Origin of the sequence: Rhodococcus sp. PvP016 (assembly GCF_017832185.1) — a bacterium.
Taxonomy (GTDB): Bacteria; Actinomycetota; Actinomycetes; order Mycobacteriales; family Mycobacteriaceae; genus Rhodococcoides.
On sequence record NZ_JAFIBH010000001.1, the window covers coordinates 3,779,925 to 3,795,437 of the forward strand.

Here is a 15,513-nt window from a genome sequence, read left to right on the forward strand (position 1 = left end):
CTGATCACTATCTGATCCGAAAATGCAGTGACCTGCAACTCATGACATCACACATAAAAACCGACCTTTTACCGGTTTTGCCGCAGTTGCACCGTGGCAGAACCGTAAGCCACTGTGCCACTATCGAACCCATGTCGGACCTGGTATCGATGAATACGTCAGCGAGCTCGGTCACCGCTGCCCCTGACCTCTCGTCCCTCTACCACCGAGTCGTACGGTCCGACCGCGCGACGACCGTGCACGACGGCTCCGGCGCTCTCATGTTCTACAACTCCGCGTGCACCGATCTGCTCGGCTACGACTCGGGTGAGCTCGGGCTGCTCGGATCGTCCGCGGTGCTTCACCCCGCGGACACCGAGGCCCTCGCCGATGCGACCGCGCGGGCGTATGCCGCCCTCGACGGCTCGGCCGACGCTCGCCTGCGGCTGGTCTGCAAAAACGGTGGGTCCGTCGAGGTGGATCTCGAACTCTCCCGGGTGCAGGTCGGGGATCGTCGGTACCTGCTCGTCGAGTCGACACCGGTCGCCCCCGCGGCCTGACTCGCCGAGCCGGAGGCACGACAACTGAACCCCGGACAGTGACGATCCCGAGTACAGGAGTGCCAGACGATGACGGCCCCGCCACTCTCGACCACGCACACACGCCCCACGCACGCCTTCGGGTACTACGACGATCCCGTGTTCGAGTGCACCGTGGTCGCCACCTCCCCCACCTCCCGTCCGGATCTGTGGCACCGCTACCTCGAAGGCGCGCGCATCAGTTACGAGCGGCACGACGTGTCCGTCGCCCTCGAGTACGACACCATCCGCGACGGGCGGAACACGACCATCTTCCTGTGCGCCCTGGATGCGTCCGGGCGCATGCTCGCCGGCATCCGAGTCCAGGGTCCGTACGAACACGCCCGCCAGACGCACGCCGACCTGGAGTGGCGACGTAACCCGTTGGCGCGGACTGTCTTGCGTGACGCAGTCACCGAACGCCTGCGCGAGGGTGTCATCGAGCTCAAATCGGGCTGGGTGGATCGTGCAGCGCCACGCGACAGACGTCTCGTCGACATGATCGCGCACGCAGGGCCGCTGGCGTGCTCGTTGCTCGGGGTGCGTTTCGCTCTCTCCACCGCTGCGGACCATGCCGTGTCGATGTGGCAGAAGTCGGGGGCCGTGGTGGCCGATACGATCGACCCCACCCCGTATCCGGACGACCGCTACAGCACGCGGGCCCTCTGGTGGGATCTGCACACTTTTCGAGAGACCGCACACGCTCATCACGCTCGACGGATCGACGACGCGGCAGCGCAACTGGTCCACACCTGGTCCACGGGTGAGACGTAGGCCCGACAGAAGGAGCGACTCGTGACCGATGCGCTGACAGGCTCTGCTGCAGTCGTTCTCGATCCACACTCGGAGAACGACCGCGCCGTCATCGAGTCACTGATCGGCGACGGGGTGACCGTCGTTCTCGACACACTCGACGCCCAGGCACGGGGACTGTCCGCTCTGGTCCCCCGGCCCGACGCCGACATTCTGGACGAATCCCCTCGCTGGGTGCACTATCCGTGGCGCCGCACGCTCGTCCGCGTCCTCGGACCTCGCGGTTTCCGGCGGCTCCGGCTCGACCGCAACCGCAACAAGATCACCGCCGAGGAACAGGACCGGTTCGGCGCGGCGACGATCGGCGTCGTGGGTCTCAGCGTGGGGCACGCGGTCGCGCACACCCTGGCCCTCGAGGGACTGTGCGGCGAGCTGCGGGTCGCCGACTTCGACGAGTTGGAACTCTCCAACCTGAACCGGATCCCGTCGACCGTTCTGGACCTGGGCGAGAGCAAGACCGACATCGTCTCCCGGCGCATCGCCGAGTTGGACCCGTACCTCACCGTGCGCGTCGAAGCACGCGGCATCACCGCCGACACGGTCGACGACTTCCTGGACGGCCTCGACATCGTCGTCGAAGAATGCGATTCCCTCGATGTGAAGGTCCTGCTGCGTGAAGCCGCCAAGCGGCATCGCATCCCGGTGATCATGGAGACCAGCGATCGCGGACTTCTCGACGTGGAACGGTTCGATCTCGAGCCCGATCGTCCGATATTTCACGGCACCGTCGGCACTCTCTCGTCGGGCGCCCTCGCCGGTCTCAGCACGCGCGACAAGGCCCCCCACGTGATGTCGATCCTCGGTGCATCCGAGGTGTCCGCGCGGTTCGCCGCGTCCATGGTCGAAGTCGACCGCACGATCTCGACGTGGCCGCAGCTCGGGAGCGACGTCGCACTGGGAGGCGCGACGGTCGCAGCGGTGGTGCGGCGCATCGTGCTGGGGCACCCGATGCCGTCCGGGCGCACCCGTATCGACGTCGACGGCGCGCTCGACACCCTCGGAACGGCCGAGAGCCACCAGGACGCCACCGCCCGGCCCGCACCGACGACGACGCCCACGGCACCGACCTCCTCGGTCGTGGACTCGATGGTGGAGGCCGCACGGCGCGCACCGTCCGGCGGGAACGTTCAGCCGTGGATCCTGAACGCGTCCGACGACGTCGTCACGATCTCCCTCGATCCTCTGCGCACTACGGGTCTCGATGTCGCCTACCGCGGGAGCCGAATCGCCGTGGGCGCCGCCGTGTTCAATGCTCGGGTCGCCGCGGCCCACGCCGGACTCACGGCGGTGCCGACCGTCGTCGACGAGAGCGCCGGGGGCGTACGCGTCGACCTGACACTGGCGCCGGCGCCGGCGCCGGCGCCGGACACTGCCCTCGCTCCCCTTCACGAGGCCATGATGCGGCGTTCGACGAACCGTCACCCGGGCACGCCGACAGCGCTGTCCGACGAGGTCGTGCGCGACCTCCGCGCGGCGGCTGCGGCGGAGGACGGCTCAGCGGTCGTGATCACGGATCGGGCGGCGCTGTCCGAGATCGGCGAGATCCTGGCGGAATCGGACAGACTCCGCTACCTCACCAGCACGCTGCACGCCGAGATGATGTCCGAATTGCGGTGGCCCGGAGACGACGACCCGGACACCGGTATCGATGTCGCCACTCTGGCCCTGGACGCCACCGACCTGGTCAAGCTCGACGTGGCCCGACGACCCGACGTGATGGCTCTCCTCGCGGACTGGGACACCGGCACGGCGTTGGGCGACGACACACGCGATCGGATGGCGACCACGTCCGCGGTGCTCGTCGTGTTCGCGCCGGGCACCACCGGACGCGATCACGTCGTCGCGGGCAGTGCGATCGAGCGCGCGTGGATCACGGCCGAGTTGCACGGTCTGGCAGTCCATCCCGTGTCACCCGTGTTCCTCTACGCCTCGGAGGATCGCGAATTCGACGCTCTGTCTCCGCGTTACGCCGAGCGGCTTCGCGCGCTGCGTCACCGCTTCCTCGATACCGCTGGTCAGCCGCGAGACAAACCGGTCGGCCTTGTATTACGACTGTCTCACTGCGCAATTCCCGCCGTTCGAAGTCGGCGTCGACCTCGCTGACGGCACTCTTCGCGGTACAGTCGGCTGAACGAGTGCAGTCCAGCGCTCCGAGGCCACGCGAGGAGACCCGACGTTGGAGCGCCGTCCGAGCTTCGACGTGTTGGTGACCCGTGTGGCGACCCACCTGATCGGCGTCAACGCCGCCACGGTGAGTGCTGGGTACGAGAAGGTCCTCGAGAATCTCGTCGACTATTTCGATGTGGATGCCGCCTATCTCCGGCATCACGACGCGCAACGCCGTGCAACAGTCATGGTGGCGGAGTGGCCGGCTCGTACCGATGTGCCCGATCCCGATCCACTGGGAACCGTCACCTTTCGGGACGCCGACCCCGTGTTCGCCGCGACGGAGCACCTCAAGGAACCGCTGCTGTTCCGCCCCGATCCCGCGATGGAGGACTATCGCCGGCGGGTCGAGAGTGCCTCGGGATACACGAGCATCTCGATGGCGTCGGTCCCGCTCGTCACGCGCGACACGACGACCGGAACCCTGGGCCTGGTCGCGTCGGGCGACCGCGAGTGGTCCGACGAGGAGGTCGAGGCGATGAAAGCGATCGCCACCCTCTTCTCCCAACTGCAGGCTCGGATCGACGCCGAGGAGCACCTGCGGTGGGCAGCCACGCACGACGCGTTGACGGGGTTGCTCAACCGGCGGGGTGTCTCGGATCTGCTGTCCGCTCGACTCGCCGGGGGCGGTGACGCATTCGCGGTGCTCTACTTCGACCTCGATCGTCTCAAGGCCCTGAACGATTTCCTGGGGCACTCGGCCGGCGACACGTTCCTCCGGACGGTCGGTGCACGGCTGCAGCGGCATTCGGACGCGGACACACTCCTCGCACGATGGGGCGGCGACGAGTTCGTGGTCGTCCTTCCCGGTCCGATGACCGAGGACGACGCGTACGCCGAGGCCTGCCGCATCCTCACCGTGGTCACCGCACGGGTCGACATGGCGGGCGAGTACGTCTCACGGACCGCCAGTATCGGTGTCGCACTGGGCATCCCCGGCAGCGGCACGGTCGACTCGGTGATCGCGGACGCCGACCAGGCTGCGCTGGCGGCCAAGACGGCCGGGGGCAATCAGGTCTCGCTGTTCAGCTCCGAGATCCGCGAACGCAACGAGTTGCAGAACGACATCGAGTTGCATCTGCGTGCGGCGATCGAGGGCGAGTCCCTGCTCCTCCATTTCCAGCCCGAGATCGACCTCACGACCGACCGCATCACCGCGGTCGAGGCCCTGGTGCGGTGGCAGCATCCCACGCGGGGCATGCTGCCGCCGGTCGAGTTCATCGCCATCGCCGAGGCCGTCAACCTGGCCACCGACCTCGGGCGGTGGGTTCTCCACACCGCGTGCAGAACGTACGCGTCGTGGCGCTCGACGTTGGGAACGCTCGACATCGCACTCCGAGTCAACGTGTCACCGGCTCAACTGGTCTCGCTGGACTTCGTGCACACCGTACGAGAGGCACTGTCCCGCTATTCCCTCGAACCGCAGTACCTGTGCATCGAGATCACCGAGGTGGCGGTGGTCCACGACATCGTCCTGGCAGCACGGGCTCTGCGCGACATCCGTGCACTCGGGGTCCGCGTGGCCATCGACGACTTCGGCACGGGGTACAGCTCGCTCTCGCACCTCAAGACGTTGCCGGTCGACGCCGTGAAGATCGATCGCGAGTTCGTCACCCACCTCGCGACCAGTCGGGACGACCGCGCGATCGTCGAGGCCGTCACCGCCCTCGCTCGGGCCTACGACCTCGACCTCATCGCGGAGGGACTCGAGGACGTCGACGCCCGTGCCGTGTTGCTGGAACTGGGGTGCACGCGTGCTCAGGGTTACCTCTACGCACGTCCCCAGCCCGCCGACGTCGTCCTCGAGATGCTGCGAATCGGAACTCTCACACCGAGCTGAGCGTCAGCCCTCCGCCTGGTCGGGCTGCGTTCCGGCCGCGTCGTCCAGTTCCGACGGATCGGCGTCGGGGTCACGCGAGGAGTCGTAGGGCCTCTCCGAGGAGGTCGAGGGTCGGTCGGACACGGGCGAGTCGCCGTTCGGTTCGGTCATGCGGCACGCGTACCCGCGGCCGCCGTCGATAATCCTGCCCAGGTATCGTGAGCGCGCGTCAGCGCCGGGGGCGGTAGCTCAGTCGGTTAGAGCCGTGGACTCATAATCCATTGGTCGCGGGTTCGAGCCCCGCCCGCCCCACTCGGACCTTTCCGCTTTCCCGCACCTCGGCCGTCAGGCCCCGGGCGCCCCCCTCACCGGGACCCAGTCGTCCCGACACGCACACACCGTCGTTTCGGCTGTTCGTCTGCTATATTTTGAACTCTAGGTTTGTTTCGAAGCGATCGACCCGGCTACCCGTCTGTTCGTCGACTCCGAACGGTGACGAGAAAGGCAGGACCGACGGCAGAGCCGTGAGGAACGACGATGATGCCCGACGAGGATGGATCAGACCCGCGCCCGACACTGTCGGAGGCCTTCATGTCCTCGCGACTCGGTCTCGCGACGGTGTTCGACCATTCCCCCGACGTGGTGCTCGTGTCCACGTCCGACGGGCGGATCGTCCACGCGAATCCCGAGGCGTCGAGGACTCTGGGCCTCGACGGCGGTGAGCACGGGCCGCCGGACGATCCGACCGTGGACGCCGTCGTCGTCCCCACTCCCCCCACGACGCTCGCGGACATCCTGTCGGCTGTCCAGCTCCACGGAACGTGGCTCGGCCGAACAGAACTGGTGCATCACCTCACAGGAGAAAGGCTCGCGGTGTCCACCTCAGCATTCGCGGTACGCGGCCACGACGACGATTCGTCCCTGGTCGTCTCGATCCATCGCGACGCCTCTGCACAGAATGCCGACGACCATCTCCTGCAGAAGGCTCTGGACGCGTCGACCTTCCGGGCGTCCGAGCAGCGGGTCGTCGCCGAGCTGAGCAGGCTCGCTCTCCGCGGCCGGCTCGACGATCTTCTGTCGGCGGCCACCGACGCCGTGGTGACGTTGTACGGGGCGCGGTGCGCCGTCATCACCCGCGCGCACGACCTGCCGGCCACTCTCGAGATCGTCGCCGCCACGGGAGACGACGCACCGCACGATCTGTGCGCCACCGGCCCGTCCTCGATCACGGCGTTCGCCAGTCGATCGGCCACCCGGATCGTGTGGTCCGGGGACGCGCACGAGTCCAGGTTCGACGTCGCCGCACTGGTCGCGGGTGGTGTGGAGAACGCGGTCGCGGTGCCGATCGACGGCACCGGCCAGCCGTGGGGTGTGTTGACCGTCCTCGGCGTCGATTCGCGCTATCTCTCCTCCGCCACCGGGTCGTCCGTGCCGATCATCGACATCTCGACTGCGGGGCCGCCGGTTCTGGTCTCGGACAATCCGATGCTCGACACCGGCGCCCTCGACACGGTGTCCGACGTCGTGTCGGCGGCGGTGCATCGTGTCGGCGTCGAGAGCGAACTGCGCTACCGCAGCCTCCGCGACCCACTGACGGGTCTCCCCAATCGCGCGCTGGCGTACGACCGGATCGAGTCCGCCGTCGAGCGGGGCGTCGCGAAGGCCACCACGACGGCCGTCATGCTCATCGACCTCGACGACTTCAAGTCCATCAACGACGGGCTGGGACACGAGGCGGGCGACTCGGCTCTGGTGTCCATCGGCAACCGCCTGACCCGGGCATCGCGTCCCGGCGACACCGTGGCGCGCCTGGGCGGCGACGAGTTCGTCGCGGTCTGCGAGAACATCTCCGGTCCGGAGGAGTCGATCGCCGTGGCGCAGGCCTACGCGGACGCCGTCCGGGCAGCCATCGTCGTCGACGGCAACGAGCTGCGCATCACCGCGAGCATCGGCGTCGCGCTGGCGGACGACACCGTGCCCGGCAACGAGCTCATCCGCCGCGCCGACGTGGCGATGTATCGCGCGAAGGACACCGGGCGCGGCAACGTCGCAGTGTTCGACACCGACGATCGTGAGCACCGCCGCAACCAGTTGGCTCTGTCGGCCGATCTCCGGTCCGCGCTCGACAGCCAGATCCTGACGCTCGCCTACCAGCCCATCTTCGACATCGCGACCGGCCGCATCACCGCGGTGGAGGCGCTCGCTCGGTGGCAGCACCCCACTCTCGGCTCGGTGAGCCCGGAGACCTTCGTCCGGATCGCCGAGCGGACGGGCCAGATCAACACCCTCGGCCTGTGGGCTCTGCACACCGCGTGCGTGCAGGCGGCGGAGTGGCAGGCCATCTCCGACGTCGGCGTGCGGGTCAACGTCAGTGCCCTGCAGCTTCGCCAGCCCGAGTTCGTGGCCAGCGTCGCCCGCATCCTCGCCAGTTCCGGTCTGCCGGTGGGCCGACTCGGCCTGGAGATCACCGAGACGGTGTGGCTCGCGGACACGGCGCAGGTGCGGGACGCTCTCACCGAACTGCACGAGATGGGCGTGTCCATCCTCCTGGACGATCTGGGCAGTGGCCACAGCTCCGTCACCTACCTCAGCCGGTATCCCGTCATCGAGGCGTTCAAGATCGATCAGACGTACATCCAGGCCATGCCGGGCAAGCAGCCCGAGGCCATCGTGTCCGCCATCGTGTCCCTGGCACACGCGTTCGACGTCGCCGTCGTCGGCGAGGGTGTCGAGTCACAGGCCCAGTTCGACCGACTGCGGGACAGTGGTTGCGATCTGGCCCAGGGCTTCTGGCTCGCCCACCCGGCCAGCGCGAACGAGGTCACCTCGATGCTGCTGGAGCGACGCGCCGGCTGATCGTCAGCCGGCCGGATCGGTCCTGGTGGCGTCGCGCACGAAGTCGGCGGCCACCTCGCGGACTCGCACGTTCCGCCGCTGCGCCTCACGCGAGAGCACGTCGAACGCCGCATCTGCGTCGAGACCGCGCATCGCCATCAGAATGCCCTTGGCCTGCTCGATGGGGGCACGTCGCGCCATGGCGTCGCGTAGTCCGCTCACCGTGGTGGTGGCGTCGGTGTAGCGAGCATGCTCGCCGATGGCCCGACCCACCGTGGTGGTGAGGCTTTCCAGGATGTCGGCGTCCATGTCGTCGAAGGCGTCGGGCGACGAGCCGTACAGGTTGAACGAGCCGATCACACCGTCGAGAGTCCTGATGGGCGAGGCGAGGAACGAGTGCACGCCCTCGGTGCGCGCCGCGGCTGCGAACTCCGGCCACCGCTGATCGGTGCTGTCGCAGTCGACGACGATCGTGGTGTCGGTACGGGACGCCTCGAGGCACGGGCCCTCGCCGGTCTCGTACTGCATCTCGTCCACCGCGAGGGTGGTGCTGTCCGTGTAGACCGCCGTGTACGTGGTGCCGTCGTAATCGATTGTCACGCCGCAACTGTCGGCGCCTCTGATGATGTCGTGCGCGAGGTCCACCGATCGCTGCAGCAACTCGCCGAGCTCGTCCGTGTCCTCGATGCGTCGACCCAGCGAGCTGACGATCTCACCGAGGCGTTCGGGTGTCAGGCCACCTTCGGCCCGCCCTTCCGTGTCCATTGCACCATTCGATCACACGACCGCCGATCCACCGAGGCGTGTTCGGCACACTCCGTCGGTCCGTGCGTAGTCTGAGGTGCGGTCGGCGTTTCGGTTCGTCGGCCCTCGGGTAGTTCCCCGGACGGCATGCAGACCAGGCACGCCTGTGGGAGCTTCCCATCGAAGATGTCCGCGCGTCCCGTCACATCGGAGGAACAGTGGATCCGGAAGTTCAGCACGAACCCAGCGAGATCACGTACGACGAGAGCTTCTACCCGGCCAGGCCTCGCCCGCTGAAGCCGTCGGTGCGTCGTGCGTACCGCACCGCGGGCGCGCTGCCCCAGGGTGACGCCGACGCCACCAATCCCGAGTACGTGTCGTGGCTCGTCGACCGGTCGATGCTGCACGATGCCAAGCTGATCGCCGAACAGCTGTCCGGGAAGGGCAGCATGTGGCAGAACCCCTACGCGTCGCCGGATCCGCGCGCAGCCGTCGAGCGCGCACCCGTGTGGTTCACCGCGTACCCCATCTCGCTCATCGCGGCTCCCGGGCAGAGCTTCCTCGGCACGCTCGGCGACGAGGCCCTGTGGCAGGTGTTCTCGGACATCGGAATCACGGCCGTGCACACCGGCCCCGTCAAGGAGGCCGGTGGACTGCACGGGTGGCACGCCACACCGTCGGTGGACGGCCACTTCGACCGCGTCAGCATGCAGATCGACCCGGCGTTCGGCTCCGAGGAGGAGTTCCGTCGGCTGTGCGTCGTCGCGTCCGCATACGAAGGCATCGTCATCGACGACATCGTCCCCGGGCACACCGGCAAGGGCGCCGACTTCCGGTTGGCGGAGATGAACGTCTCCGACTACCCCGGCATCTATCACATGGTGGAGATCGAGCCGCAGGACTGGCACCTGCTCCCCCGCGTGAAGGCGGGCCAGGACTCGGTGAACATCGATGCCGAGTCCGAGGCCAATCTCGCTCGTGCCGGGTACATCGTCGGCCAGCTCCAGCGTGTCATCTTCTACGAGATGGGCGTCAAGGAGACCAACTGGAGTGCCACGCCGATCATCCGCGGGGTCGACGGGGTCGAGCGCCGCTGGGTGTACCTGCACTACTTCAAGGCCGGTCAGCCCTCCATCAACTGGCTCGATCCCTCGTTCGCCGGCATGCGCCTCGTCATCGGCGACGCCTGCCACTCCATCGCGGACCTCGGCGCCGGCGCACTGCGACTCGACGCCAACGGGTTCCTCGGAGTCGAGCGCCGGACCGAGGGTCCGGGATGGTCCGAGGGGCACCCGCTCTCGGAGGCGGCGAACCACCTCATCTCCAGCGTGGTGCGCAAGATGGGCGGCTTCACCTTCCAGGAGCTGAACCTCACCATCGACGACATCAAGGCGATGGGAAGCAGCGGCGCCGACCTGTCCTACGACTTCATCAACCGTCCCGCCTACCACCACGCGCTCGTCATGGGGAACACCGAGTTCCTCAGGCTCACCATGAATCTGGCGCGGGACCACGGCGTGGACACCGCGTCGCTGGTGCACGCGCTGCAGAACCACGACGAGATGACCTTCGAGCTGGTGCACTTCGCGACACTGCACCGTGAGGACGAGTTCTCGTACGGCGGCGACGTGATCAAGGGCGGCGATCTGGGTGACCAGATCCGCGCCGAACTGTGCGAACGACTCACCGGCCGCTGGGCGCCGTACAACCGCACGTTCACCAACAACGGGATCGCCTGCACCACCGCGTCGGTCATCACGGCGTCGTTGGGCATCCGCGACCTCGACCGGATGGACGACACCGACATCGAGACGGTCAAGCGCGCCCATCTCATGCTGGCCATGTACAACGCGCTGCAACCCGGCGTGTTCGCGCTGTCCGGCTGGGACCTCACCGGCATCCTGCCGGTGCCCGCGGAAGAGGTCGCCGATCTCATCCGTGAGGGCGACACCCGCTGGATCAACCGTGGGGCGCACGACCTCATGAACACCTCACCCGACGCCACCCGGTCGGAGTCCGGGATCCCGCGTGGCCGCAGCCTCTACGGCTCGTTGCCGGAGCAGATGAAGGACTCGACGTCGTTCGCGCGTCAGCTGTCCCGCATCCTCGATGTGCGGACGAGGTACGGCATCGCGACGGCCACCCAGCTCGACGTCCCCTCCGTGTCGCACAAGGGGCTGCTCGTCCTGGTGCACCAGCTGGGCAACGGGTCCGTCTCGGCGACGGTGCTGAACTTCACCGGCGACGAGATCCACGCGACGGTGCAGTCGAAGCACCTCACCGGCGGAGCCACGGTGGTGGACCTGTTCACCGACCACGACATCGCCGTCGTCGACGAGCTGGGCAGCTTCCCGATGACCCTGCAGCCCTACCAGGGCGTCCCGGTGATGCTCAGGGGCTGATGCAGGACGGCGGCCGGGGAAGGTTAGGCTAACCAGCATGCGAGTGGCGATGTTCGGCTATCAGACCTGGGGACACACGACGCTTCGGACGGTCATCGAGTCCGACCACGAGGTGGTGCTGGCCGTCACTCATCCGCCCAGTGAGCACTCGTACGAGTCGATCTGGTCGGATTCCGTCGAGGATCTGGCACGCGCTCACAACGTGCCGGTCCATCTCGCCCTCACTCCGGACGATGCCCTGCGCGTCGCACTGGAGGAGGCGAAGCCGGACATCATCGTCGCGAACAACTGGCGCACCAAGCTGCCCCGGTCCATCTACGACATGCCGCCGCACGGCACCCTCAACCTGCACGATTCGCTGCTGCCCCGGTTCACGGGCTTCTCCCCCGTGATCTGGTCGCTGATCAGCGGTGCGGCCGAGACCGGCCTGACCGCGCACCGCATGGACGACGAACTCGACACAGGCGACGTCGTCATCCAGCGGTCCGTTCCGATCGGCCCGCGCGACACCGCCACCCAGTTGGTCCAGGCGACCATCGATCTCATCCCCGAGGTCCTGCTCGAGGCCCTCGGCGCGATCGAGAGCGGCACCGCGGTGTGGACCCCGCAGGACCTCTCGCAGCGCACGTTCTTCCACAAGCGTGCGGACATCGACAGCCGTATCGACTGGACGTGGCCGGCCGAGGACATCGACCGTCTGGTCCGCGCTCAGTCCGACCCCTACCCCAATGCGTGGACCCACCACCGTGGCCGTCGGCTCCGCATCGTCGAAGCGCATGTGTCGCAGGGCATCTACGGGGGGACACCCGGTCGTGTCTTCATCCACGAGGGTGACGGCATGGCGATCGTCTCCGGCCCGAACGCCCACCTCGGCCGTAACCGCGCGCTCGTCATCGACGCGGTGCGCACCGAGGACGACGACCGGACGATCCCCGCTGCGGAGTACTTCCCCCGCGGCGGCGGGTACCTCACCGACGCTCCCTGACGTTCGGTGCGCCGCGACCTGCTGGACTGGGCACCTCGGTACACCGCGCAGGCCGCTCTCGCCGAGTTCGTCCGCGGCGTGCACGAGGTGGACGACGCACCGACCCCGCCGTTGTCCGCGTGACCCAGCGGCGGTTTGCATCGGGCGAGCGCGGGTAGTCCGCAGTCGACACACTGCGCGGACCAGTCGAGCAGCTCGTGCAGGCGCCCACCGCCGGACTCGCCCTGATCATCGGTCTGGCCGGCGCCCTCTGGTCGGCGTCCGGCTACGTGGGCGCGTTCGGCCGCGCCATGAATCGGATGTACGAAGTGGACGAGGGTCGACCGATCTGGAAGCTGCGGCCGGTCATGCTGCTCGTGACCCTCATCGGCCTGATCTGCATCGCTGCAGCGGGACTCATGCTGGCCGTCAGCGGTCCCGTCGCCACGGCAGTCGGTGACGCGATCGGTGCCGGCGACACCGCACTCACGGTGTGGAACATCGCGCGGTGGCCCGCCGTGCTCGCGCTGATCGTCCTGGCCGTCGCCATCCTCTACTACGCCACGCCGAACGTGCAGCAGCCGAAGTTCCGGTGGATCAGCACGGGGGCCGGCATGGCGATCGTCGTGTGGATCCTCGCGTCCGTGCTCTTCGGTTTCTACGTCGCGAACTTCAGCAGCTACAACAAGACCTACGGCTCGTTGGCCGGCGTGATCATCTTCCTGCTGTGGCTCTGGATCACCAACCTCGCTCTGTTGTTCGGAGCGGAACTCGATTCCGAGCTCGAGCGCGGCCGCCAACTCCAGGCCGGCATCGAGGCCGAGGACCATCTGCAGCTTCCGCCGCGCGACACGCGCGTCTCGGAGAAGAACGAGGAGACCGATCGCGAACACGTCGAACGTGGTCGCGCCCTGCGCCTCTCCCACGGCGAGGACTCGTCCGCCCGGTAGCGTGGTGGTGACACGGGCTACGGGGGCCCGGAGCGAGGGCGGTCTGCGCGAGTGAGTGACACGGGGGCGGGTGCGCTGGTGGCGTCCGCACGCCGAGCGCGTCGGCGGTGGCGCGAGAGCGCTCACGACGGCGATCCGGTGCGATCCGACGTGGTGGTCGTCCAAGGCCTCGCCGCGATCTGCGTGCTGTGCACCGTCCTGTACGCAGGAGTGTTCCTGTGGATCACCACGGACCCCGACTACGCGGTTCACTGGTGGGTCCAGTCCTACAACCTGCTGGTCTCCGCGCTCGCGGCCACGACGTTCTGGGCATTGCACACGCCGCGGGCCGTGTGGTTCTACCGTCACACGGACGTCGTGACGTTCGTCGCCGCGGCCCTGGTCATCGCCAGTCCGGTCTTGGGGAACGCCGACGCGGAGTCAGGTTTCCCCGCCTTCGGACTGGCGCTCTCCATCGTCGCCGCCGCCGCGTTGCTGCAACGACGATGGCACGTGGTCGTCGTCGTCACCGTGGGCGTGCTGGCCTGGATCGCCCTGGCCTCGATCAACGGAATCGGAGACGTCGGGGTGCCAACCTTCGCGGCCGCGATCGTGCGCACCGTTCTGGTGGCGGGGTTGATCCACTACGTGCGGATCCGCACCATCGGTCTGCTGTGGGAGCGCTACAGGACGGTGGATCGAGCACGCGCGCAAGCCGATTCGCTGTCTCATCGAGACGACCTCACGGGCCTGCTGAACCGGCGCGGACTCGCGCGGGGCGCCGCGCACGCGCTGGCCGAGTGCGAACGTGACGCCGCGCCCGTCGGCGTCCTCTATCTCGATCTCGACGGTCTCAAGGAGATCAACGACCGTGCGGGCCACGAGGCGGGCGACACGGCGCTGGTGCGACTGTCCGGCATTCTCCACAGGAGCTTTCGCTCCGACGATCTGATCGCCCGCGTCGGCGGCGACGAATTCGTGGTCGTCCTCCCTCGGGCCGGCGAACAGGAGGTCCTCGACCTCGGGACGACCGCCCTGGACGGACTCGGCGCCGCGCAGCTCTCCGTCAGTGCGGGGGTCGCGGTGTGGAACCCCGCTCCCGGCGGCGTCGGCCCGGACCTCGACGAACTGATGAGGCGGGCGGACAACGCGATGTATCGCGAGAAATATCGACGTTGATCGGTCTCGTCCTGCTCGTGACTCCGAATTCGGGGTACAGCTCTGGGACGCCGCCGGTCACATCCGCGGCGTCGACGGCGTCGAGAACTGGCGTCACCATCGACGGTCTCGGCCGTCGACTCTCTGGACGCGCGCCGACGTCGGCAGTGCGTCGATACTCAAGGTGATCCATGACCCAGTCCATCTCTCCCTCCGATCGTCGATCCGCAGGGACGATCCTCATCACCGGCGCGTCGAGCGGTATCGGTCGCGCCACCGCCCACCTGTACGCCGAGCGCGGATGGTCGATCGTCGTGTGTGCCCGTGGCCGTGACGGTCTGGCCGCCGTGGCCGACGAGTGCCTGCATCGCGGCGCCGCCGCGGTGGCCGTCAAGCCGGTGGACGTGGTGCGCGGAGACGACGTGACCAAGGTCGTCACCGAGGTCGTCGAGCAGTTCGGCCGCCTGGACGTCTGCGTGCACTCCGCCGCGGTGATGTCCTACGGGACGTTCCTCGACACCCCGGCCGAGGTGTTCGATCACGCCGTGTCGGTCGACCTGCTCGGGTCCGCGAACGTCGCACGGTCGACGCTGACGGTGTTCCGCGACCAGGAGCACGGCCACCTCGTGGTCATCGGATCGTTGCTGGGCCGCATCGCGGTGCCGTGGATGGGGACCTACGTCACGTCCAAGTGGGGACTGCGTGGCCTCACCCGCGTTCTCCAGCAGGAGGTTCGGCAGTATCCCGGCGTACACGTCAGTGCCGTCGCACCCGGTGCCGTGAACACGCCGATCTACGAGCAGGCCGCCACCGTCGTCGGGCGAGCGGGATCGCCGCCTCCCCCCGTCGCGGAGCCCGAGGTCATCGCCCGCGCCGTGGCGGCGGTCGTCCGGCGCCCACAGCGTGAGAGGGATGCCGATGCGGTGTTCGGTCTCGTCAACAAGTTCGCGTCCGCGGGCTACTCGCTGGTGCCGGCGGTCTTCGATCGACTCGTCGGGCCGTTGATGTGGCGTTTCGGCATCGCGCGCGAGCCCAAAGACGATTCGGAGGGCAATGTATTCCACTCCAGGACCGCCCCTCCCCCGCGGAAGATGAGCGCGCGGACCGGAGACTTGCCACACTGAGT

General features: G+C 67.9%; 11 protein-coding genes, 1 tRNA gene and 1 pseudogene. 11 read left to right on the forward strand and 2 right to left on the reverse strand.

Features of this window, described 5'->3' with window-relative positions; genetic code table 11:
• Positions 1–131: 131 nt before the first annotated feature.
• The 4 genes from JOE30_RS17590 to JOE30_RS17605 all read left to right on the forward strand — a co-directional run bounded on the left by JOE30_RS17590 (position 132) and on the right by JOE30_RS17605 (position 5,376).
• Positions 132–539 (forward strand): PAS domain-containing protein, encoded by a 408-nt coding sequence (locus tag JOE30_RS17590; protein ID WP_204868249.1) that lies wholly within the window; start codon positions 132–134, stop codon positions 537–539.
• Between the two features lie 69 nt (positions 540–608).
• Complete coding sequence (locus JOE30_RS17595) at positions 609–1,331, forward strand: hypothetical protein (protein WP_204868250.1); 723 nt, start codon at positions 609–611, stop codon at positions 1,329–1,331.
• A 21-nt stretch (positions 1,332–1,352) separates the two neighbouring features.
• Positions 1,353–3,473: an Rv1355c family protein gene (locus JOE30_RS17600; protein WP_204868251.1), complete on the forward strand. Its 2,121-nt coding sequence runs from the start codon at positions 1,353–1,355 to the stop codon at positions 3,471–3,473.
• 73 nt (positions 3,474–3,546) lie between these two features.
• The gene (locus JOE30_RS17605) at positions 3,547–5,376 is read left to right on the forward strand and encodes a bifunctional diguanylate cyclase/phosphodiesterase (RefSeq protein WP_239532405.1); all 1,830 of its coding nucleotides are present in this window, start codon (positions 3,547–3,549) and stop codon (positions 5,374–5,376) included.
• Between the two features lie 3 nt (positions 5,377–5,379).
• On the opposite strand, the gene JOE30_RS17610 is transcribed toward JOE30_RS17605, so the two are convergent.
• The gene (locus tag JOE30_RS17610; protein ID WP_204870858.1) at positions 5,380–5,526 is read right to left on the reverse strand and encodes a hypothetical protein; all 147 of its coding nucleotides are present in this window, start codon (positions 5,524–5,526) and stop codon (positions 5,380–5,382) included.
• A 67-nt stretch (positions 5,527–5,593) separates the two neighbouring features.
• On the opposite strand from JOE30_RS17610, the gene JOE30_RS17615 reads away from it, so the two are divergent.
• Both JOE30_RS17615 and JOE30_RS17620 read left to right on the forward strand, forming a co-directional pair.
• A tRNA-Ile gene (locus tag JOE30_RS17615) sits at positions 5,594–5,667 on the forward strand.
• Positions 5,668–5,946: 279 nt separating this feature from the next.
• The gene (locus JOE30_RS17620) at positions 5,947–8,211 is read left to right on the forward strand and encodes an EAL domain-containing protein (protein WP_204868253.1); all 2,265 of its coding nucleotides are present in this window, start codon (positions 5,947–5,949) and stop codon (positions 8,209–8,211) included.
• Positions 8,212–8,214: 3 nt separating this feature from the next.
• On the opposite strand, the gene JOE30_RS17625 is transcribed toward JOE30_RS17620, so the two are convergent.
• A complete protein-coding gene (locus JOE30_RS17625; protein WP_204868256.1) occupies positions 8,215–8,955 on the reverse strand; it encodes a GAF and ANTAR domain-containing protein in 741 nt (246 codons plus the stop codon).
• A 197-nt stretch (positions 8,956–9,152) separates the two neighbouring features.
• Here JOE30_RS17625 and treS point away from each other — a divergent pair, with 197 nt between their 5' ends.
• The 5 genes and pseudogenes from treS (at position 9,153) to JOE30_RS17650 (ending at position 15,511) form a co-directional block, all read left to right on the forward strand.
• Positions 9,153–11,336, forward strand: a complete 2,184-nt coding sequence (gene treS / locus JOE30_RS17630) for a maltose alpha-D-glucosyltransferase (RefSeq protein ID WP_204868258.1) — start codon at positions 9,153–9,155, stop codon at positions 11,334–11,336.
• A 37-nt stretch (positions 11,337–11,373) separates the two neighbouring features.
• Positions 11,374–12,321, forward strand: a complete 948-nt coding sequence (locus tag JOE30_RS17635; protein ID WP_204868261.1) for a methionyl-tRNA formyltransferase — start codon at positions 11,374–11,376, stop codon at positions 12,319–12,321.
• 158 nt (positions 12,322–12,479) lie between these two features.
• Positions 12,480–13,250: pseudogene (locus tag JOE30_RS17640) on the forward strand (YihY/virulence factor BrkB family protein); the annotation flags it as partial.
• Positions 13,251–13,301: 51 nt separating this feature from the next.
• Positions 13,302–14,408: a GGDEF domain-containing protein gene (locus JOE30_RS21705; RefSeq protein ID WP_204868263.1), complete on the forward strand. Its 1,107-nt coding sequence runs from the start codon at positions 13,302–13,304 to the stop codon at positions 14,406–14,408.
• 170 nt (positions 14,409–14,578) lie between these two features.
• Positions 14,579–15,511 carry an SDR family oxidoreductase gene (locus tag JOE30_RS17650; protein ID WP_204868266.1) on the forward strand — a complete coding sequence of 311 codons (933 nt, stop codon included), beginning with the start codon at positions 14,579–14,581 and terminating at the stop codon, positions 15,509–15,511.
• Positions 15,512–15,513 lie beyond the last annotated feature (2 nt).